This is a genomic window from Jeotgalicoccus sp. FSL K6-3177 (assembly GCF_038050175.1).
GTDB lineage: Bacteria > Bacillota > Bacilli > Staphylococcales > Salinicoccaceae > Jeotgalicoccus > Jeotgalicoccus nanhaiensis.
Window position 1 is genome coordinate 447,335 of record NZ_JBBOSK010000001.1, and the last position, 22,628, is coordinate 469,962.

Here is a 22,628-nt window from a genome sequence, read left to right on the forward strand (position 1 = left end):
TCCGAGTGCTATAATCTGGATTACAATGCATATATATTTACTATGAATTGATTATATCACAATAACGGAGGCTGTAAATTGGCAAAGAAATATTATACATATTTATTACTGGCTGCACTTATATTCGTGCTCGCTGCCTGTACGAGCGACTCGGATGTCGAAGTTTCAGATGAAGAAGGAAATACAGAAGAACCGGCGGCAGGCGGAGATCTTGTTGCATCTTACGCCACGGATGTTTCTTCGCTTGACCCGGCAGGGCAGAACGATCTGCCTTCAGACCAGCGGAGAAATGTGATTTACGAAGGACTGCTTTACTTAAATGACGAACTTGAACCGGAACCGCGTCTTGCTGAGACTTACGAACAGACAGATGAGACGACTTGGGAGTTCCATCTGCGGGAAGGCGTTAAGTTTCACGACGGCACTGAATTTACCGCTGAAGCAGTAAAAGCGAATATCGAAAGAATTGTCGATCCTGCAGTCGCATCATCCCGCGCGAATATTTTCGAAATGATAGAAGAAGTCAACGTTATCGATGATTATACAGTTGAAATCATTACGGAGTATCCGTTTGCGGCACTGCCGAATTATCTGGCACACGATGCGGGCGGCATGGTCTCTACGACAGTTATCGATGAAGATTATCAGAATGCGATTGATGAAGCAGGACTTGATATGACACTGGATGAGTTTTACGAGCTTCGTGAAAACGGCGGCGAAGCTTATGAAGAAGCAGCAGAAGAAGCGGGCAGTCATACCGGTGCAGTCGTTGAACAGAAACCTGTCGGTACAGGCTATATGAAATTTCAGTCCCGTTCACCTGGTGAAAATGTAGTCGTTGAACGCTTCGATGACTATTGGGATACACCGGCGAAACTCGATACGATTACATTTAAAGTGGTTGCAGAAGATGCCTCAAGAATCGCTGAACTTGAAACCGGCCAGTCTCATTTTATTCAGGGATTTGATAATGCTCAGTGGGACCGTATAGAGAACCATCCGGAAATGGAAACACATCCGGTGTACAACCTGTCTAACGAATACGTCGGCATGAACACACAAGAAGGGCCGCTTGAAGATAAACGGGTAAGGCAGGCAATCGGCCATATGGTCGACAAAGAAACGATTATGGACGGAATATACTACGGTATCGGCCGCACCATGAAAGGCGCTCTTCAAGAGGAAATTCTCGGATATAACGAAAATCTTGAAGATCTCCAGTACGATCCGGAACGTGCGAAAGAGTTGCTTGAAAAAGCAGGCTACGGTGACGGCTTTGACTTAACGATTATGACAAATGACTCACCGGAGCGTGTCGACCTTGCGATTTACCTGCAGGAAGAACTGAAAGAAGTCGGAATTAATTTAAATATTGAACAGCTTGAATGGGGTGCTTACCTGGAAGCAGTATCAAACGGGGAGCACGACTTATTCCTTCTCGGCTGGCCAAATCCTGTCGGCGACCCGAATCAGGGCATCTGGCCGCTGTTCCATTCATCGATGCAGGGAGCAGGCGGCAACCGTACTTTCTTTGACAACGAAGAAGTTGATGAGCTGCTTGAACAAGGCCGAAGAGAGCTGGATGATAACAAGCGCGAAGCAATCTATCAGGAAATTGATGAAATACTCGTAGAAGAACAGCCGGCAGTCTTTATCAGGCAGGCGCAGAGTGCGAATGCTGCACGTACCGAAGTAGAAGGGCTCTATATCAGCCACTTTAATAAACCGGATTTCAGAAATGTCACTATTAATGAGCAGTAGGGTTTTATCATAAAAAAATGACCTTAATCCAGGGGGATGTATAATATGAAGTATTTCAAACGTTTAACTATCGTTGCAATGGCACTTGGACTTGCAGCTTGTACGAGTGATGCAAATGTGGAAGTTGCAGATGAAGACGGCGAAACGAATACTTCAGGGGGAGATTTTATCGCATCTTATGCAAGTGATACTTCATCACTTGACCCGGCCGGGCAAAATGATCTGCCGTCGGATCAGCGGAGAGATGTATTATATGAAGGATTATTTGATATAGACGAGAATATGGAACCGGAAATGACACTGGCCGCGGATTTTGAACAGGTGAATGATACAACCTGGAAATTTAAGTTGAGAGATGATGTGAAGTTCCATGACGGCACAGACTTTAATGCGGAAGCTTTTAAAGCGAGTATCGAACGTATTGTTGACCCGGCTGTTGCGTCATCACGGGCGAATATTTTTGAAATGATTGAAGAAATTAATGTGCTAGATGACTATACGGTCGAAGTGGTAACGGAATATCCATTTGCGGCGCTGCCAAATTATCTGGCGCACGATGCCGGCGGTATCGTTTCTAAAGCAGTTATCGATGAAGATTATCAGAACGCAATTGACAATGCAGGGCTCGATATGACGGCAGATGAATATTACGGACTCCGAGCTGAAGGCGGCGAAGAATTCGATAAAGCTGCGAATGCAATCGGCAGTGATACGGGTGCAGTGATTGAACAAAACCCGGTTGGTACAGGATACATGAAGTTCCAGTCTAGAACTCCCGGGGAATCAGTAGTTGTTGAACGCTTTGATGACTACTGGCGTGAACCTGCAAAAATCGATACGCTGACCTTTAAAGTGGTGACCGAAGCGACAGCACGTATTGCAGAACTTGAAACCGGCCAGTCCCACTTTATATACGGCATTGAAAATTCCCAGTGGGACCGCCTTGTAAATAATCCGGAAATAGTCACCGAAGACGGTGTATATAATATTTCTAATGAATATGTCGGAATGAATACAGAAAAAGGTGCGCTGGCCGACAAAAAGGTACGCCAGGCGATTGCCCATATGGTAGATAAAGAAGCGATTATGGAAGGTGTCTACTACGGTCAGGGGCGCACGATGAAAGGCGCGCTGCAGGAAGAGGTGCTCGGCTACGACGAGGATCTGGAAGATCTTGAACATAACCCGGAACGTGCAAAAGAGTTAATGAAAGAAGCAGGCTATGAAGACGGTCTGAACTTAAAAATTATGACGAACGATGTACCTGAACGTATTGATATCGCGGTCCTGCTGCAGGAAGAGCTGAAAGAAATCGGTATTAATCTTGAAGTTGAACAGCTTGAGTGGGGTACTTACCTCGAAGCTATATCGAACGGCGAACATGATTTATTTATCCTCGGCTGGCCGAATGCAGTAGGCGATCCGGACCAGGGGCTGTGGCCGCTGTTCCACTCTTCAATGAAAGGAGCGGGCGGCAACCGTGCCTTCTTTGACAACGAAGAAGTCGATAAACTGCTGGAAGAGGGACGCCAGGAATCAGATTCAGATAAGCGGGCGGAAATTTATAAACAAGTTGACCAGATACTCGTTGAAGAACAGCCGTCTATTTTTATCAGACAGGCGGCAAGTGCTCATGCAGCACGTGCAGAAGTTGGAAATCTCGACACAGGACACCTGGCGAAACCCGATTTCAGAACGGTCACCTTGGAAGAACAAACTGAGTAACAATCACTGGACAGAAGCAGAACTGCTATTACTATAGTAGACTTTGCTTCTGTTTTTCTTTTGAATTTACATTTATCAGAGTAAAAGAAAAAAATAGCTCTTTCTTTCTTTTGGCTCTACAATATATAGTAAGTAAAGAAAAAATGCTCAATATTTTCTTCGGAGGTTGTAACATGGATCAATGGTATAAAATAGATAATACAGGGAAGATATTTCATGCAGTATCGAACGCTTCGAACTCTGCAGTCTTTCGTGTATCGATGACGCTTCACGAAATGGTTGATCCAAAAATTCTGCAGGAAGCACTGGATATTGTTGTGCTGAGGTTCCCTACCTTGACGGTCAGAGTCCGTAAAGGACTGTTCTGGGATTTCCTTGAACAGAATGATCAGGTGCTGCTCGTTAAAGAAGAAACGGATTATCCGTGTGCACCGATAGATAGAAAAGAGAATAATGCATTTTTAATCCGTGTGCTGTACTTTAAAAAACGCATCTCAGTCGAAGTATTCCATTCACTGACAGATGGCGGCGGTGCAGCCGAATTTTTAAAAACATTAGCGTATGAGTATTTACTGCTGAAAGGTGAACCGGTTGAAGCGGACGGCACATATATTATGCTGCCGCACGATGCACCAAAACGAGAAGAAGTGGAAGACAGCTTCGAAAAATATGCAACATCGCGTGCGGTTAAAAATCCGGCATCAAGCGATAAGAAAGCATACCAGCTGAAAGGTACGACATTAAACCCGCCGGGAATTAACGTTATTCAGGGGATAGTCGATGCCAAAGCGCTCAATACATTTGCAAAAGCCGAGGGTACCTCGCTGACAGGTTTTTTAACAAGTTTGCTGATAAAAGTCATTCATATGGAAAAACACCGGGAAAAATCTAAATCTTCACTAATAACAGTAGCGATGCCGGTCAGTCTGCGGCGGCATTTCCCTTCGGTATCTATCCGAAACTTTTTTTCGGTTTCGAATATTGGTGTGAGGATGAGCGATGATGTACCGCTTGAAGAAATTATCGAACAGGTAACACAGCAGCTGATTGCTAAAACTGATAAGAATTTTCTGCAGGAAAGTATTAACCGGTTCGTGGCCTTTCAAAGTCATTTATGGCTAAGAATCGTTCCCGTATTCATTAAATATCCGGTGATGCGTTTTGCATTTAACCAGTTCGGCGAGAGGGCAAAGACATTGACTCTGTCGAATCTCGGCAATATTCAGCTGCCGGAATCGATGCGGCCCTATGCCGATTCGATGGATGTCGTACTTTATCCGACAAATAAAAGTCCGATTAACTGCGGCACGGCAACAGTAAACGATAAATTAACGATTACATTTTCACGTTCAATAGAGGAAAATAAAATTATAAAAACGTTTTTTAAAGAAATTACAAGACTGACAGGACTTGATGTGACAGTATCTTCAAACGGATGGGGTGAGTAGCAATGAACAGATGCACGGAATGCGAAATCGTCACGGCGGAAAATACATGTCCGCTGTGCCATAAGCTGCTGTCTGAAGATAGAAATACTGAAGAAACGAGGGCGTACCCCGTCTACGATCAGCAGGAATATAAAATGCGCGCACGCATATCGAGACTCGCAATTATCGGCGGTATACTTGCAACGCTGATCTGCTTTATAGTGAACTTAATAGTTATGCCGCATTTCCTGTGGGTATTCTATGTGGCGGTCGCAATCTTTTATCTGCTTGTATCACTGAACCATACGATACTGTCAGCCTCGCATCTCGGCGGTAAGATAACCACCCAGGTCGTTAGTCTGACAATACTGCTGCTCGTAATCGACGGCATGTCGGGATCAATGCAGTGGTCGGTCAATTACGTCGTGCCGTTTGTGATTATTGCAGGCATCATGCTGATTTCAATTATCATTATAAAGGTCCGTCTGAAATGGACGGGCTACATCAGCTTTCTGCTTCTGATGATTGCGCTCGGTTTTCTGCCGCTTATACTTTACTTTACGGGGGTGGCAGACGTGCTGTGGCCAAGCGTATCCGCAGCATCGTTCGGTGCAGCAACATTTATTGCAATGCTGCTGATTGCCAACCAGTCATTCATGACACAGCTCGGCAGAAGATTCCATTTTTAATATAATAGAAGATAAAGGGACGGGTAAAATGAAAATATTATTTAGAGGTGCGGCAGTTTTGACAGCAGTTTTCGGTGTCATTATGTATATATACCGGGCGCTGTTTGTACATAAGAGAAGTATCGGCAGCGAACTGGCTGAAGATTTAATCAGAGTTGCGAACTTTGATTTAGAAGACGTGAATGAGGAAATGCTCGAACGTAATGCTGAAGAAAACCGTCGAGAGTATGAAATTCCAAAAAGTATCGTTACCTCTCATATTGAAAGCTGTGAAGTGTCGGGCATGAAAGTGTTCAGCATGTCACCAAAGACCCCGAAGAGCAGACAGCGGGTACTGTATTTGCACGGCGGCGGTTATATTCATCAGCCGTCCGTATTCCACTGGCGTTTTTTAAGCAAACTCGTCAGAGAAACAGGCATGGAATTTATCGTACCGATTTACCCGAAGGCACCGGAACATACTTATATCGAAGCATACGAAGCAGTGCAGGACTTGTATAAACAGCTCGTTCAGGAAAGTGAAAATATAATCATTATGGGAGACTCTGCAGGCGGAGGACTGACACTCGGGCTTGTACAATGGATAAAAAAAGCATCGCTGCCGCTGCCGAAGGCGCAAATCGTCATTTCACCCTGGCTCGATATTACGCTGAGCAATCCTGAAATTGAAAAATTTGAAGCGGTGGAACCGATGTTGAAAACAGATAATTTAAAAGTTATCGGGAAAATCTGGTCGGGTGATGCTGCACCAGACCATTACAAAGTATCGCCGATGTTTGGTGATTTAGCTGGTCTGCCAAAATTATACTTGTTTACAGGAACGCGTGAAATTATTTTGCCAGATGCAAGAAAATACGCTGAACTGCTCGATAAAGCCCGGGCAGATTACGAGTACTACGAATATGCTATGCAGAATCATGTCTTTCCGCTCTATCCGATTAAAGAAGGTATTGAAGCAAGAAGGCAGATTAAGGATATCCTTTTGGAATATGATAATTAAAATCTTCAGGAAGCAGAACAGTGATTCTGCTTCTTTTTTGTGGCTTTTTAAATAGTGGAGAAGGACCACCGAATTAAATTATTTGAAAATTAAAAAAGATAGCGTTTTCATAAAAGGATAATTCTGTTATACTTTTAATTAATTACATAAAGAGGAGGCAAATTATGAAGTTTAATAAATATTTAGCAATGTTACTTGGTGCAACTTTAGTACTTTCAGCCTGCAGCGATGACTCGGAAGAAGATGGAACTGCAGCAGATACCGAAGAAGCAGCAGAGGGTGAAGAGAGCTCCGGCGATGCTGCTTCGCTTGAGACAAATATCGTCACGATTGCTACAGGCGGCTCTTCAGGACCTTATAATATTATTGCCACAACTCTTGCAGAAGGTTACAGCAGTGAATTTGGTGTCAACTCAAGAACCCAGACTACCGGTGCTTCTGCTGAAAACTTGAATTTAATGGCGGAAGAAAAAGTTGAAATGTCATTTGTTATGAGTGACGCTTTAACACAAGCGGTTAACGGTGAAGAAACATTTACAGAACCGGTTGAGAACGTTCAGCAGGTTGCGGCACTCTACCCGAACTTCGTTCAGCTGATCTCAACTGATGGTGCGGGCATTGAGAGTGTTGAAGACCTTGCAGGAAAACGCGTCGCAGTGGGTGATCAGAACTCCGGTGTGGAAATTGCAACACGTGCAGTGCTAGAAGCGCACGGCATGTCTTACGATGATATCGAAGTAGATTATTTGGGGTATGCAGAAGCGTCTGAAGCAATGCGCGGCGGGCAGCTGGATGCAGCCTTCTTAACGAGCGGGCTTCCTAACGCATCGGTCATGGAACTGCAGAACTCTGTCGATCTTAAAATTGTTCCAATCGAACAGGAAGCGGTAGATGTACTGAGCGAAGATGCTGATTATTTTGAAGCAATGGAAATTCCTGCAGATACGTACGGCAATGAAGAAGCTGTACCGACTGTCGCAATTATGAATGCGCTCGTTGTCCGTTCTGATATGAGCGAGAATGATGTTTATAACTTAACGAAGTATATGTTTGATAACCTTGATCGTCTCGGCAATGCCCATCAGGCTGCCAATGATATTAATGTTGAAACAGCAGAAGAAAGTGCAGTAATAGATATCCACCCAGGTGCTCAAAAATATTACGATGAGCAGTAAAATTAAATGGATGATAATAGGGAGCATGCTCGTTGTGCTCCTTTTCATCTTTTTAATACCTCAAAAAAAGATTGTAATTGACGCGGAAGAAGAAAGAGACCTTTATCTTTCCGATGAAAGTTTTGAAATTCACTGGATTCATTCGATTGAAAAAGAAGAATGGTTTGAAGTTTACGAGGTTGAAGAGGAAGATTTCATTTTAACTGAGTCTCACTTTAAAACATTCGGAGCAGGAGTGCCGAGCGATTCGAACGAGCCTGCTGAAATTACAAAAGACGGTTTTGTTAAGTACACACTAAACGACCGCTATACGGATATTTACCTGAATGTTTCTGACAAGGTGGAAACTAAAATTGTTCAAAATAATGAAGAGATTTTACTGTACGAATTGTACGAGCCGTATACTGCGGTGGAAATTAAAGTTGAAAATATCACTTTATTAAAACAACTATTGGGAGGTTAATATGAACAAGCATACAGAACCGGCAGTTGCCCCGGACACTCAGGCGGTTCAGGAGAAATATGATAAAGATGCGCGGACACGTAAATTCAGCAGCAAAAGTACATTTTGGATCGTAACTATTGTTGCGGTACTGTATTCGCTGTTTCATTTATATATGGTTTTTAATCCGATGCCCGCCCTGCAGCAGCGTTCGATACACGTTGCAGTTGGTCTGGCCTTAGTCTATATGCTGTACCCGATGTTTAAAAAACAGGACCGAGATAAACTTCCAATTTTAGACTGGGTGCTGGCGGGGCTGAGCTTATTTACAGCCGGCTACATACTGATTGAATATCAGGCGATTGTTACTGAACGGGGCGGTATTCCGAATACGGCAGATATTATCATGGCAATTGTCACTGTGGTGCTCATACTTGAAGCGGCCCGGCGGGTAACGGGATGGATTCTGCCGATACTGGCCATGATTTTCTTAGCTTATCCATTCTTTAGCCACATGGATTTTCTGCCGAATATGATGATGACCCGGCCATTTGATCCGGGTGATATATTCGGACAGCTGTATTTAAAAACTGAAGGGCTGTATTCTACAGCCATCGGAGCATCTGTAAACTTCATCTTCCTGTTTATATTATTCGGGGCATTTTTGCAGAAGTCCGGCATGGGGCAGTTCTTTAATGATTTGGCTATGGCTTTAGCAGGTGCTCAGCGAGGGGGACCTGCTAAAGTTGCCGTAGTTTCAAGCGGTTTTATGGGCAGTATTAACGGTGCTGCAGTAGCAAACGTCGTAAGTACAGGTGCATTTACAATTCCTTTGATGAAAAAAATCGGCTATCATAGAAATTTTGCAGGAGCAGTTGAAGCCAGTGCCTCGGTCGGCGGACAGATACTGCCGCCGATTATGGGTGCGAGTGCCTTTATTATGGCTGAAACGACCGGTATTAATTACGGCACGATTGCTCTTGCTGCTCTGCTTCCTGCATTGTTATACTATTTTGCAGTCATTATGCAGGTACATTATAGAGCAGGAAAACGCGGGCTAAAAGGAATACCAAAAGCAGATCTGCCGCGAGTTAAAGAAGTAATGAAGGAACGCGGACACCTGCTTATCCCGCTGGTCGGTTTAATTGTCATGCTGTTTATGAATATGCCGATACCGCGGGCAGCGATATTTACAATTTTCCTGACTATTGTCATTGCTACTCTGCGTAAATCAACGCGCATGTCATTCAGAGATATTTTCGACGGCCTCGCACTCGGGGCTCAGCAGGCATTATCAGTAATGATTGCCTGTGCGGTTGTCGGTATTATTATCGGCGTCGTATCATTAACGAGCTTTGGTGCAATTATGACATCTGCAATTGCAGGACTCGGTGCAGGGTCACTGCTCCTGACGCTGTTCTTTACGATGATTGCATCGATGGTACTCGGTATGGGTCTGCCTTCTATACCTGCTTATATTATTACAGCAACGATGGCAGCGCCTGCACTTGCAGAATTTGGTATACCGATTCTCTTAGCGCATATGTTCGTATTCTACTTCGGTATATTTGCAAACGTCACACCGCCGGTAGCCTTAGCGGCTTTCGCCGGTGCGGGTATTGCAGATGGAGATCCGATGAGAACCGGTTTCCAGGCGCTGAAACTGTCACTGGCAGGTTTCCTGATTCCATTTATCTTTATTTACGAACCGGCTATGCTGCTGGTTGATGTCGAAGGATTGATGACCAATGCGAGAGAATATCCTCTTGCAAATATTATGGATGTTGCTATAGTACTGGCCAGTACAACCATCGGCCTCATCGCATTGTCTGCCGGTCTTGAGGGCTACTTCAAGACACATATTAATCCTTTGATCAGAGTGGTGCTTATTGGCTCGGCTGTTCTGCTTGTTGTTCCGGAAGGATATACAGATATCATTGGCTTGAGTGTCGCCATTATAATTTTTGTATTGAACTATTTGAAATGGAAAAGACAAGAACCCGCAGCAGCATAGATTGAAAAAATGAGTTTCTGAAATAGGATGAACTTTGGACTTAACTAAAAATGGTCTAAAACAGAGCCGTTCTCTAAACGGCTTCTGTGCTGTTAAATGAAACGGTAAAAATCTCTCTTGAAGTAAGCGCATTCAATAATTAGATTTTTCTGAAATAACAGTTGTATAATTTTAACTTCTAGTGTAAAATTCTGAATATTATAAGAAGTGCTTGCAGCTTCTTGAAATGGGGGGAATCAAATGAAAAAGTTTAGTTTTATGGCATTGCTCGGCGTATTAATACTTATTCTCGCAGCATGTACTGATGACAGTAATGTGGAAGAGGAAGCAACTGAAGGGGAAGAGACCGCAGCTGCAGAAGGCGGTACTCTGACCTTGGCAATACCAAGTGATGCAGTATCGATGGATCCGCACGGCAGTAATGATGTACCGTCGGAACAAATCCGCGATACAATTTATGAGCCGCTCTTAACACAGGATGAAAATTTTGAAATAGTTCCTGTCTTAGCTGAAGAGTATGAACAGGTTGACGATACAACGTGGCAATTTAAGCTTCGCGAAGGGGTCACTTTTCATGACGGCAGTGAATTTAATGCAGATGTAGTTAAAGCGAATATTGAACGTGTAAAAGACCCGGCGAAAGCTTCACCGCGTTCATTCCTGCTCGAGATGGTGAGCGAAGTTAACGTTATCGACGATTACACTGTAGAACTTGTGACTGAGTATCCTTTTGCGCCGCTTGCGAACAACTTAACTCATGGTGCAGGTAAAATGATCAGTAAAGATTTGATCGATGCAGATTATCAGCAGGCACTCGATGAAGCAGGCAGCGATTTATCTCTTGAAGAGTATTACGACCTGCGCGCTGAAGGCGGAGAAGAGCATGAAGCAGTAGCAAATGAAATCAGCTCTTTTGTCGGCCAGCTTGTTGAATCTGAACCTGTTGGAACAAACTACTTCAAGTTTGATTCGAGAAGCCCTGGAGAACAAACTGCTGTAGTACGCAACGATGATTACTGGGGAGACACAGCACTGCTTGACGGGGTGACATTTAAAGTAGTATCTGAACCGGGTTCACGTATTGCTGAACTTGAGTCAGGTTCATCAGATGCAATTTTAGCGACACTATCCAGCAATATTGACCGCGTGGAAAATAACGAAGATGTAACACTTCTCCGCAACGATTCAGTATCGATTGACTACATCGGATTCAATACTGAAAAAGAACCGTTTGACGACCCGAGAGTACGTCAGGCAATCACGCATGCATTTGACAGCCAGGCTGTACTTGATGGAGTGTATAATGGATCAGGTACACCGGCAGAAGCACCGCTTGCACCGGGAGTACTCGGTTATTCTGAAGACCTTGAAGGTTTGGAATATGATATGGACCGTGCCGAGGAACTGCTGGATGAAGCAGGTGTTGAAGATTTAACAATTAACTTAATGGTTAACGATGATAACCCTGAACGTGTAGACGTAGCCCTGTGGCTGCAGGAATCATTGAGCAACCTTGGTATTACAGTGAACGTTGAACAAGTTGAGTGGGGCGCGTACCTTGCAGCGACAGGCGCAGGAGAACACGATATGTTCATCCTTGGCTGGAGCAACTCAACAGGTGACCCGGATAACGGAATTTCACCGCTGTTCCACAGTGATAACATCGGTGACACTGGTAACCGTTCATTCTACAACAACCCTGAATTGGACAGTATTTTAGATGAAGCCCGCCAGTCAACTGAAGAAAGCGAGCGCGAAGAACTGTATATGGAAGCTCAGCAAATCTTAGTAGATGAAGCACCGGCAATCTTTATCCGTCACGGGGAAAACTTAAACGCACACGGCAATCACGTTGAAGGATTCGAAGGTGATGCGTACAACATCTTCAACTTCAGAGGCACTTCAATTCAATAAGTGAAAAACTGGCAAGTTAAACTGCCCGGAGATCTTAATAATAAGATTTTCGGGCAGTTTTTTGATTCAGCACTCTATTGTAAAAAATTGAAAGTTTTTACGGAATATAAAACTATTAGCACGTATTCGGGGTATAGGTGATATAAAAGTGAATATTAGAAGCAGGGGGCGTTTTTCATGAAGAGGTTTAGTTTTATCTCACTGACAGTATTTTTCCTGTTCATTCTCACAGCATGTACAGATGACAGCAATGTTGATGAAGAAACGGGCAGCTCTGATACTGGCGCTGAAGAACAAGGCGGCGATATGACGATTGCGATTCCATCGGATATTGTGTCGCTCGATCCGCATGGCAGTAACGACGATCCGTCCGAGCAGATACGGGATACAATCTACGAGCCGCTTGTTACTCACGATGAGGATTTAAATATCGTGCCGGCTCTCGCAGAAGAGTACGAGCAGATTGATGATACGACGTGGAGTTTTAAATTGCGGGAAGGTGTGAAGTTTCACGACGGCAGCGATTTTAATGCTGATGCAGTGAAAGCGAACATAGAACGTATTCAGGACCCGGCAAGAGCTTCTGCCCGTTCTTCACTCCTTGATATGGTCAGCGAAGTTAATATTATCGATGATTACAATATTGAACTCGTGACAGAATATCCATATGCACCGCTGTTAAATAATTTATCTCATGGTGCCGGTAAAATGATCAGTAAAGAACTGATTGACGCGGATTATGAAAATGCACTGGAACAGGCGGACAGTGATTTATCACTGGAGGAGTATTATGAACTGAGAACTGCGGGCGGAGATGATTATGATGATGCAGTTGAAGACATCAGCCAGTTTGTCGGGGAAATGGTAGAAACCGGACCTGTCGGCACAAATTACTTTAAGTTTGAATCGAGAAGCCCGGGTGAGGCAACGGCAGTTTCACGCAACGACGATTATTGGAATACGCCGGCACTGCTGGAAAGTATAACGTTTAAAGTTGTAACAGAACCGGGGACTCGCATTGCGGAACTTGAATCAGGGTCGTCGGATGCGATTCTATCCACATTGACAAGCAATACCGACCGTATTGAGGAGACGGACGGCATGACCTTAATGCGGAGCGATGCTGTTAACGTTGACTATATCGGTTTCAATACAAGCAAGGAACCATTTGATGATCCGAAAATCCGTCAGGCAATTTCGCATGCTTTTGACAGCGAAGCGGTGCTCGATGGAGTCTATAATGGTTCCGGTATACCGGCGAACGGTCCGCTTGCACCGGCCCTGCTCGGTTATTCCGAAGAACTTCAAGGTCTTGAATACGATATGGAGCGCGCTGAACAGCTGCTCGCTGAAGCAGGCGCAGAAGATTTAACGATTAATCTGATGGTAAATGATGATAACCCCGAGCGTCTGGATGCCGCTTTGTGGCTGCAGGAATCACTGAATGAAATCGGTGTTACGCTGAATGTTGAACAAGTCGAGTGGGGTGCTTATCTCGATGCGACAGGCAATGCGGAACACGATATGTTTATCCTCGGCTGGGGCAACACGACGGGAGACCCGGATGAAACGATTACGTCACTATATCATACGGAAAACCACGGGAATAACGGGAACCGTTCATTCTACAGCAACTCTGAACTCGATTCACTGCTGGACGATGCACGCCAGGAAACTGATGAAGATACACGCGAAACAATGTATATCGATGCCCAGGAAATAATTATTGAAGAAGCACCTTCCATTTTTATCCGTCACGGAGAATATTTAAATGCATATAACGACAACGTCCATGAATTTAAAGCCAACGGTTTCAACATGCTGGATTTCAGCGAAACTTATATTGATAGTGAATAAAGATAAAATTTCATTATACAGTCATGACAAAGTGAAATGTCATGGCTGTCTTTTTTTAACTGTGTTTAATATACACACACTCATAAAAATTATTGAAAGCGCTTTATTTTGAATAAAGAGCATGCTATAGTGAGGATGGTTGAAATTTTAAGGAATAATTATTACTGATTGCAATGATAATTTTTTCAAAATTCAACCTTGTAAGAAAAATTGTTTTGCGGTAATATTGTAAGAGTGAAATTTTAGGATTCGAAATAATCTTAAAATTTAAAATTAATTAGGGGGAAATACATAATGAAGAGCCTTAAACAACTGCTTACTTTAAGTATTGTACTGATGTTTACATTAGTACTGGCAGCTTGTACAAGCGACAGCGACGTTGAGCCTGAAGCTGAAGACGGCGCATCAGAAGGTACACCGGCCGGCAGCCAGGACCTTGTTATCTCTGAAATGAGTGACATTGTTTCAATGGACCCGCACGGCAATAACGACGTACCATCATCAAACGTGCGTTACAACTTATACGATGGACTGACTGTCCTGAATGCAGATATGGAAGTTGAACCTGGTCTTGCGACTGAGTGGGAACAGGTAGATGACACAACATGGAGCTTTACTCTCCGTGACGATGTAACCTTCCACGATGGCACACCTTTCAACGCGGAAGCTGTTGTTGCCAACTTAGAACGCGTACTTGATCCGGCTATGGCATCACCACGTATGTTCTTATACGAAATGGTTAGCGATGTTGAAGCAGTAGATGAATACACAGTTGAAATTACAACTGAATATCCGTTTGCACCATTGCTTGCGCATCTTGCACATGATGGCGGCGGTATGATCAGTAAAGATGTAATCGATACTGATTACCAGGAAGCACTTGATGCTGCAGGTGAAGATATGACTGCAGAAGAATATTATGAATTACGCGACAGCGGTGATGCTGAAGAAGTTCAGGATGCAATTTCTTCTGATCTTGGCGAATACGTCACTGCAAATCCTGTAGGAACAGGCGCCTTTAAATTACAGGAACGCACACCGGGTGAGCAGGTTGTCCTTGAGCGCAATGACGATTACTACGGTGAAGCTGCAACACTCGACACAGTAACATTTAAAGTAGTTCCGGAAACGGCGTCACGTATTGCTGAAATCGAATCGGGCACTTCCCATGTTGCAGGTGCTGTTGAATCGAGCAACGCTGACCGTATTGCTAATGGAGCAGAGACTGAACTTGACGAAACAGAATCAATGTCACTTTCTTATATCGGATTTAACACTGAAAAAGAACCCTTAGACGATGAAAGAGTACGTCAGGCAATTTCTTATGCTATTGACCGCGAAGAAATTATCAGCGGAGTATACGACGGTGTAGGTATTCCAGCACAAGGGCCGTTAGCTCCGGGTGTCTTCGGCTACGATGAAAATGTTGAAGGTATTTCTTACGATATCGAACGTGCTAAAGAATTGATGGCAGAAGCAGGTTACGAAGATGGACTTGATCTGTCAATCTGGACTAACGACAGCCCGGAACGTGTAAATACTGCAATTTATCTGCAGGAATCACTGCAGGAAATCGGCATCAACTTAACTGTTGAACAGCTTGAGTGGGGCGCGTACTTGGAAGAAACAGCTGCAGGGAACCACGATATGTTTATCCTCGGCTGGTCAACTGTAACTGGTGATGCGGACTACGGTACTTATCCGTTATTCCACTCATCAATGCATGGTGACCCGGGTAACCGTTCATTCTTATCAGACGATAAAGTAGACGAATTGCTTGAAGCAGGACGTCAGGAAACTGATGAAGAAGCGAGACTTGAAATTTATTCAGAACTTCAAGATTATCTCGTAGATGTAGCGCCGATGGCCTACATTCACCACCAGAACTACTTAACAGGCTTAAATGCTAACGTTCAGAACTTCTGGGTTGATGCACAGGGTATTTATCATGTGGATCAGGTAACAATTGAAGAATAGTAAAGATTGAAGGACCCGGCATTTTTGCCGGGTTTTTTCTATAAATTTAAAAATATACATATGAATGGTATAATATTGGGTAAGATTAACTATAGGTGGATATGATGAAAAAACTGATAATGCTAATATTTGTACTGGGACTTGCGGCCTGCAGCAGCGAATCTACCCAGGCGGAAAAAGATCTGGAAAACGTCAACAATGAAATTGCTGAGCTGGAAGAGGAAATTAATTCCCTGCAGGGTGATAATGAAGCGCTTCAGCAGAATGTGGATGCGAAAGAATCAGAACTGGAGGCACTCGAGCAGGAATTCGAAGAAAACCAGCAGCCTGATGAAGAGGAAGATGAAGAAGAAAACGAAGAGTAAAGGAGTTTTATCATGCATGAAGAGAAGTTTTATTTAATTGAAGGTAAAAAAATGAAGCTCGAAGAGCTGGCAAAAGAAATTGAAGCGGCTACCGGCGGCGAACTGGAAGATGTTCAAGGTTCGATTAACCGTGTTGTCGTGAAAAAACCGGCACCGGAAGAGGGCTTTGAAACTTTTACTATTACGTTTAAAGAAAAGCATACGGTCGACTTCATCGATGCAGTCGTGACAACGGATAACAAGAAGAAAAATCTTGAAGACTACGACTTTGAAAACAGTGAATTTACCGTGCGTTTAATCAGTTACATCCGCCGCGATGTGCCGATTCAAAATGAAGCAGAACTTTAATAGATAGGCCTGAAGTAAAATGAAATATATTAAGACAAAACGTCTGATTTTACGCGACTGGCAGGAAAGTGATTTAAAGACCTTTATTAGAATGAATCAGGATCCGGATGTCAGGCGTTATTTTCCAACGCTGGTAACACCTGAGGAATCTGTTGCATATGCACGCACCGCTCAAAAGTGCATTATCGACAGAGGCTTCGGTCTGTTTGCTGTTGAACGGAAAGATACGAATGAATTTATCGGCTTTACGGGAATTCACGTACTGGAAGCAGATGACACTCTCGATTTTGATTTCCTGCCCTGTATAGAAATAGGCTGGCGGCTTCAAAAGAAACACTGGAACCAGGGCTTTGCGACAGAAGCCGCCCGCGGAGTATTAAAATTCGTCGAACGCCAGACGGATATTAAGGAAGTTTACGCTTATACAGCAGTGCGGAATATTCCTTCGATTAATATTATGGAAAAAATCGGCATGGAACCGGTGCAGACTTTTGATCATCCGGGTATTATGGACGGGCATTCTTTGAAACGGCACGTGCTGTTTAAAAAATCCACACAAAAAGAGCGCAGATTCAAACTGTAAACTTGAATCCGTGCTCTTTTTTTACTGCTTATTTTAAATCTTCGTAAGTTCTCACTGCTACAGGGACATATGATTCAAAGCCCTCAAGAATATCGTTAAGGTTATCATGGATGAACAGCATATCAAGATAACGCTCTTCTAGAAAACCTTCTTCAATCGATTTGTGGATTACGGTTTTCAGCGCATCAAAATAACCGTCAACGTTCAATATGCCAATCGGTTTTTCATGCAGACCGAGCTGTCCCCAAGTAAAAACTTCAAAGAATTCTTCAAGGGTGCCGGCACCACCGGGCATCATAATAATTGCATCGCCTTCTGCTTCCAGCTCAAGTTTGCGCTGGTGCATAGACTGTACGATGCGCATATCACTGACGCCGGGGTGAGCGACTTCGCGGTCCACAAGAAACTGCGGAATCACCCCGGTGACTTTGCCGTTTTCAGCGAGCGCACCGTCTGCGACTGCGCCCATCAGACCGGTTGCGCCGCCTCCGTAAACGACGGTTAAGTTTTTACGGGCAGCATCTTCGCCTAATTTATAGGCAGCTTTTTCATAATTTTTGTTTTTCCCGGTTTTTGCACCGCAGAATACAGTAATTTTTTTAACGTTCATAAAGTATGCTCCTATGATGTTAAACTTATTTATTAAACATTAGCTCTTCATAATTTTTAATTGTTTGATCTTTAATATAAGGATTGCCGTCGCCGATAACGCGTTTTCTCTTGTTCGCATGTTCAAAGTTCATGCGGCGGTGCTTATTGAAGAGACTGTTGCTGTTTCGCAGGTTCTCTTTTTCTTTTTTCTTTTCTGCAGCGTACTTTTCACGTGCCGCACTGCGCGGGTCTAAAATGTTTTTATGCTGCTGGCGAAGCGGTAAATTCTCATCCTGCTGATCGTTTGAGTTTCTTGTGAATTCTGTGTCGTTGAGAACTTTTTCTTCATTAATTTCCTGGATGTTTGTCATTTTCTCACTGCTTTCATTAATTTGAATTGCGTTACCTGTATATGGTACCAGTTCATTCTGAACTTTGTCATCTTCTTCACTGTCTTCAAACATATATTTTTCACCGTAAACCGGTTCTTCATTATCCGGCTCTGTCAGTTTGTCAGTGTTAATATCCGGTGTCGGCGAGTTCTGTGACATCAGTTCATCGGACACTGTCATGCCGTCTTTAATATCATCGGCAGATTTTTCACTGTGTGACTGGAAGATTTTCGGCACAAAAGAAGAACGGTTTTTATCGCTGCTGTCCGCCTTGCGCTTTTCTTTATGAGCTGCCTTGTCTTTCTCAAAACGCTTTTCAAGCGATTCTTCCTGCTCGAGGCTCTTCTGATAATTTTTAACTTCCTTATTATAGCTGCGTTCTTCAAGCGTATCGCTTACTTTCGTACCGATAGTCTGGGCGGTATTTTTCGTCGTTTCGTAAGCACTTGAGGCAGCATCTTTACTGCTGTCTCTAACGCGCGTGTAAACTGAATTCGATACTGCCCCGAGCTTTTGCATATCGGGATGTTTCGCTATCTTTTTACGTTCATTAAATAAGGGAACCGCAATCAATGGTATAATTGTAGCTAACATTTTTAAATTTTTATTCACTGGGACTGACCTCCATATAAATAGCTGTTTAGATTAATTATACAATACCCCCGGCAAGAAAGAATTAAACGGGTACCAAGGTTTAAATAATTTCAATTAATGGTATGAATATAAAGAATAGACGAGGAGGATTCAACATGTCAAATATAAGTGAAACGATGAAATTAAAAGATATTCTATTTAAGGTGCCGGCAGCGGCAGGTGTCTTCCGCGAAATCGATATTGATTTTGTTAATCACGGCGACCAGACTTTAAAGAAAGCTCATGAAGCAGGGAATTTTAATCTGGAAAACATTTTATATGAAGTCAACGAATTCGCGAAACAGCGGATTGAGGGAATCGATGTATCCTTTATGGATCAAACGAGCATTATTAAGTATATCGAACGTAAATATTACGACGACCTGCTGGATGAACTGCCGGTTCTAAATGACTACGTCGAAAAACTCGCCAAAAAATATAAAAAAGAAGATGTTGAATACGATAAAGTGGCCGAACTCTTCTATAATATTTACCGGGAAATGACAGTGCATATTGAAACGGAAGAATCCGATGTGTACCCGCTGCTACTGACGTATTATGAACAAAAAAGTTCAGTCGCTTTTGAAGCGCTGAAGCCGCACATTACAAGATTACTCGATGAACATCGAAATATCGTCAACTGGTTCAAGCAAATCCGTTCGCTGACAAACGGCTACACACCAGTCGACAGCAACGAGCCGTTAAACGTCTTCGTACTGAAGAAACTGGAAGAAAATGAGAAGAATATTATGACCCTCCTGCATCTGGAAAACAATCTGCTGTTTACGCCGTTCAGGTAATATATTTTTTGATGAAAACCCGTTCATGTGAGCGGGTTTTTGGGTTTTATGAGGATATTACAAGGCTGGCGCGCCACTGTGAAACTGACACTGGCCCAGTAGCACCTCCAGCGCGCCATTGTGAAACTGACAATGGCACAGTAACGCCTTCAGTGCGCCATTGTGGCTTTAACAATGACAGAATAACAGACTTATCCCGTCACTGTAGTTCCCACAATGACCCGGCAGCTGTTTTATTTGAGCGCCCCAACAAAAAAACCGGACACATCTCATGCGCCCGGCTTAATCTTAATCAAACTATACTATCTATTCTTGTGTTTTTGGGAGTTCAACAGTAAAAGTCGAGCCGACTCCTTCTGTGCTTTTCACATAGATTTCACCTTCGTGGGATTCGACCAGGTGTTTGACAATGGCGAGACCGAGTCCCGTGCCGCCTGAATGACGGCTTCGGGCTTTGTCGACGCGATAGAAGCGTTCGAACAGCCGATCGAGGCTTTCTTCCGGTATGCCCATCCCGGTATCGCGCACGTTCAGGACAACTTTCGACGACCGTTCTTCAACATCAATATAAATATGTCCGTTATCAGATGTGTAGTTGACCGCATTTGCAACCAGGTTCAGTACAATCTGTCCGAGCCGGTCTTTATCGGCTTCCACGTACACCGGGGAACTGTCTTCCGGCAGATGCAGCGTAATATTTTTGTCGTGTGCAAATTTTGAAATAGTCCGCGTGGAATTTTTAATCACCGTCTTTATATCCACATTGGTAATTTCGAGCGGCATCGCCTGCTTTTCAATTTTCGACAACTCAAGCAAATCGGTAATCAGACGGTTTAACCGTTCGCTGTCGTCGTATATAATCTGCAGGAACTGTTTAGCCGTCGCTTCATCCGGCACATCACCGCTGAGCAGCGTTTCGGCAAATCCTTTTACCGAAGTAATCGGTGTTTTCAATTCGTGCGACACATTCGCAACGAATTCACTGCGCATTTTCTCAAGGCGTCTGATGTTGGTAATATCATGCAGCACGATAATTGCGCCGCGCTGCTGCCAGCCCTGGCTGTAATACGGCGCGATATGTACATCCAGAATTCGTTCTTCCGGGAAGTAAAGATGCGCTTCATCATGCCGGCTGACATTATCTTCAATTACTGTCTCAATTAAATGATCGATACCGAGCGGTCCGAATACGTAGTTGTATTCTCTCTGGTAAATTTTTGAAGTATGTTTCGATAAAAAACGCTCCGTTGCCTGGTTTGTCAGCGCAACTTCACCTTTATCGTCTATCAGCACCACACCACTGACCAGATTCGACAGAATACTGTTTAACTGCTTTTCACTTTCCTCTATTTCATTGACGTGCGCCTGCAGGCTTGCAGCGAGCGCGTTGACAGATGTATTTAAATTACCGATTTCGCCGGAATAATCCGAGTTGATACGCGCACTGTAATCTTTATTCTGCAGCCGCTTTGTTACGTTAATCACTCTGTTGATCGGTTTCGTAATATTGTAGCTCAAGAGCGCTGCTGAAATAACGGACACGAGCAGAATAATAAACAGAATTGCACTCAGCGTTGTCCAGATGGCACTGATGGCATCATCAATCGATTCTGTAGAAACAGAAGTTCTGACAGCACCGATAATCTCACCGTTGGCCTCGAAGGGAATTGCCACGTACATCATCGACATATCCTGCGTATCGCTCAGCCTGACAGATTCACCGATTTCCTGATTTCTCACGAGTACCGCATCGATTTCCGGCCGGTTAATATGGTTGTCCATCGTTTCAATATCACTTTCGGTATCCGCTATTACCGTACCGTCTTTAGCGATAATCGTATAGCGGAGCGTAATTTCTTCATCAAAATGACTCGTCCATTCATCGAGTGTCTCCCGGTCTTCATCCAGACCGCCGAGCGTAATCACTTCCGACACCAGCTGGGCATTTTCTATCAGATGTTCTTTCGTCATATCCGTATATGTATTTTGAATAATCGAACTGATAAAAAACCACAGCACCAGTATAAATGTAATCGATAATATTAAATAAGATCCTGTGATTTTCAGCCACAGACGCTGCATTTAATCCTGTCCTTCCATCTTGTAGCCGAAGCCGCGGATCGTTCGTATATACACAGGCTGCTTCGTATCCGCTTCGATTTTTTCACGCAGATGGCTGATATGAACATCCACAATGCGCGTATCTCCATCGTAATGGAAATCCCAGACACCGTTTAAGAGCTGGTCGCGGCTCAAAACCTTGCCGCGGTGGTTGGCAAGATAAAGAAGCAATTCGAATTCTTTCGGTGTCAGCACCAGCTGTTCACCTTTAAACATCACCATGTATTTGTCGGGATGAATTTCAAGCTCGCCGATTTTAATCACTTCATCTTTCGCCTCAGCCTGAACGAGGTTGGTCCGGCGTAAAATGGCTTTAACCCGCGCGACGACCTCTCTCGGACTGAACGGCTTGGTCATATAGTCATCGGCGCCGAGTTCAAGACCGAGAATTTTATCGAACTCATCATCTTTTGCTGTCAGCATTAAAATAGGCGTATTAATTTTTTCCTGGCGGAGCGTTTTGCAGACATCCATGCCGTCCATGCCCGGCAACATCAGGTCGAGAACGATCAGCGTCAGATCTTCATTCACAGCAATTTCCAGCGCATCATTGCCGTTTTCAGCTGTGAGCACTTCAAAACCGCTCTGCTCCAGGTTGAATTTCAGTAAGGTTAAAATTGATGGTTCATCATCAACGACTAGCAGCTTCTTCATCTATAAGACCCTCCGTAAATTTCATTAAGTTATAACAACTATATTTTAGCACAATTCATACAATTTACAGACGAACTTTACACCATCTTAACAATAAGTTTCTAAAGACCATTGTTTGTAAATCAATAAAATGATTTAGCCCCGTGTCTGTGATAAAATC

At 43.7% G+C, this 22,628-nt stretch carries 19 protein-coding genes; 15 read left to right on the forward strand and 4 right to left on the reverse strand.

The annotated features are described in order from the left end of the window. Positions 1 to 78: 78 nt before the first annotated feature. From MHH58_RS02285 to MHH58_RS02350, 14 genes are all read left to right on the forward strand, one after another. Positions 79 to 1,761: a glutathione ABC transporter substrate-binding protein gene (locus tag MHH58_RS02285; protein WP_341344908.1), complete on the forward strand. Its 1,683-nt coding sequence runs from the start codon at positions 79 to 81 to the stop codon at positions 1,759 to 1,761. Between the two features lie 45 nt (positions 1,762 to 1,806). Then, positions 1,807 to 3,486, forward strand: a complete 1,680-nt coding sequence (locus MHH58_RS02290) for an ABC transporter substrate-binding protein (RefSeq protein WP_341344909.1) — start codon at positions 1,807 to 1,809, stop codon at positions 3,484 to 3,486. 173 nt (positions 3,487 to 3,659) lie between these two features. Continuing rightward, on the forward strand, positions 3,660 to 4,934 hold the full coding sequence (locus MHH58_RS02295) for an alcohol acetyltransferase (RefSeq protein ID WP_135098378.1): 1,275 nt from the start codon (positions 3,660 to 3,662) through the stop codon (positions 4,932 to 4,934). 2 nt (positions 4,935 to 4,936) lie between these two features. Continuing rightward, positions 4,937 to 5,602 carry a DUF6320 domain-containing protein gene (locus MHH58_RS02300; protein ID WP_341344910.1) on the forward strand — a complete coding sequence of 222 codons (666 nt, stop codon included), beginning with the start codon at positions 4,937 to 4,939 and terminating at the stop codon, positions 5,600 to 5,602. Between the two features lie 28 nt (positions 5,603 to 5,630). Then, on the forward strand, positions 5,631 to 6,602 hold the full coding sequence (locus tag MHH58_RS02305; protein ID WP_341344911.1) for an alpha/beta hydrolase: 972 nt from the start codon (positions 5,631 to 5,633) through the stop codon (positions 6,600 to 6,602). A 164-nt stretch (positions 6,603 to 6,766) separates the two neighbouring features. Continuing rightward, positions 6,767 to 7,777 carry a TAXI family TRAP transporter solute-binding subunit gene (locus MHH58_RS02310; RefSeq protein WP_341344912.1) on the forward strand — a complete coding sequence of 337 codons (1,011 nt, stop codon included), beginning with the start codon at positions 6,767 to 6,769 and terminating at the stop codon, positions 7,775 to 7,777. Between the two features lie 10 nt (positions 7,778 to 7,787). Continuing rightward, a complete protein-coding gene (locus MHH58_RS02315) occupies positions 7,788 to 8,240 on the forward strand; it encodes a DUF1850 domain-containing protein (RefSeq protein WP_341344913.1) in 453 nt (150 codons plus the stop codon). A 1-nt stretch (position 8,241) separates the two neighbouring features. Continuing rightward, positions 8,242 to 10,233 (forward strand): TRAP transporter permease, encoded by a 1,992-nt coding sequence (locus tag MHH58_RS02320; protein WP_341344914.1) that lies wholly within the window; start codon positions 8,242 to 8,244, stop codon positions 10,231 to 10,233. A 240-nt stretch (positions 10,234 to 10,473) separates the two neighbouring features. After that, entirely contained in the window at positions 10,474 to 12,147 is a 1,674-nt protein-coding gene (locus MHH58_RS02325) for a glutathione ABC transporter substrate-binding protein (protein ID WP_341344915.1), read from the forward strand. A gap of 177 nt (positions 12,148 to 12,324) precedes the next feature. After that, positions 12,325 to 14,004, forward strand: a complete 1,680-nt coding sequence (locus tag MHH58_RS02330) for a glutathione ABC transporter substrate-binding protein (protein ID WP_341344916.1) — start codon at positions 12,325 to 12,327, stop codon at positions 14,002 to 14,004. A 294-nt stretch (positions 14,005 to 14,298) separates the two neighbouring features. Further along, positions 14,299 to 15,981 (forward strand): glutathione ABC transporter substrate-binding protein, encoded by a 1,683-nt coding sequence (locus MHH58_RS02335; RefSeq protein WP_341344917.1) that lies wholly within the window; start codon positions 14,299 to 14,301, stop codon positions 15,979 to 15,981. 101 nt (positions 15,982 to 16,082) lie between these two features. Continuing rightward, positions 16,083 to 16,346, forward strand: a complete 264-nt coding sequence (locus MHH58_RS02340; protein ID WP_341344918.1) for a hypothetical protein — start codon at positions 16,083 to 16,085, stop codon at positions 16,344 to 16,346. Positions 16,347 to 16,358: 12 nt separating this feature from the next. After that, positions 16,359 to 16,694 (forward strand): hypothetical protein, encoded by a 336-nt coding sequence (locus MHH58_RS02345; RefSeq protein WP_135098366.1) that lies wholly within the window; start codon positions 16,359 to 16,361, stop codon positions 16,692 to 16,694. A 19-nt stretch (positions 16,695 to 16,713) separates the two neighbouring features. Then, positions 16,714 to 17,277 (forward strand): GNAT family N-acetyltransferase, encoded by a 564-nt coding sequence (locus MHH58_RS02350; protein ID WP_115885864.1) that lies wholly within the window; start codon positions 16,714 to 16,716, stop codon positions 17,275 to 17,277. A 28-nt stretch (positions 17,278 to 17,305) separates the two neighbouring features. Here MHH58_RS02350 and MHH58_RS02355 read toward each other — a convergent pair whose 3' ends face one another. Continuing rightward, complete coding sequence (locus MHH58_RS02355; RefSeq protein WP_135098364.1) at positions 17,306 to 17,887, reverse strand: LOG family protein; 582 nt, start codon at positions 17,885 to 17,887, stop codon at positions 17,306 to 17,308. 25 nt (positions 17,888 to 17,912) lie between these two features. Then, a complete protein-coding gene (locus MHH58_RS02360) occupies positions 17,913 to 18,872 on the reverse strand; it encodes a hypothetical protein (protein ID WP_341344919.1) in 960 nt (319 codons plus the stop codon). A gap of 137 nt (positions 18,873 to 19,009) precedes the next feature. Between MHH58_RS02360 and MHH58_RS02365 the strand changes: the two genes are divergently transcribed. Next, complete coding sequence (locus MHH58_RS02365) at positions 19,010 to 19,693, forward strand: hemerythrin domain-containing protein (RefSeq protein WP_341344920.1); 684 nt, start codon at positions 19,010 to 19,012, stop codon at positions 19,691 to 19,693. A 306-nt stretch (positions 19,694 to 19,999) separates the two neighbouring features. Here MHH58_RS02365 and pnpS read toward each other — a convergent pair whose 3' ends face one another. Together pnpS and MHH58_RS02375 are read right to left on the reverse strand one after the other, a co-directional pair. Beyond that, positions 20,000 to 21,775, reverse strand: coding sequence for a two-component system histidine kinase PnpS (pnpS, locus tag MHH58_RS02370; RefSeq protein ID WP_341344921.1), 1,776 nt, complete (start codon positions 21,773 to 21,775; stop codon positions 20,000 to 20,002). Continuing rightward, the gene (locus MHH58_RS02375) at positions 21,776 to 22,468 is read right to left on the reverse strand and encodes a response regulator transcription factor (RefSeq protein ID WP_135098356.1); all 693 of its coding nucleotides are present in this window, start codon (positions 22,466 to 22,468) and stop codon (positions 21,776 to 21,778) included. Positions 22,469 to 22,628: the final 160 nt, after the last annotated feature.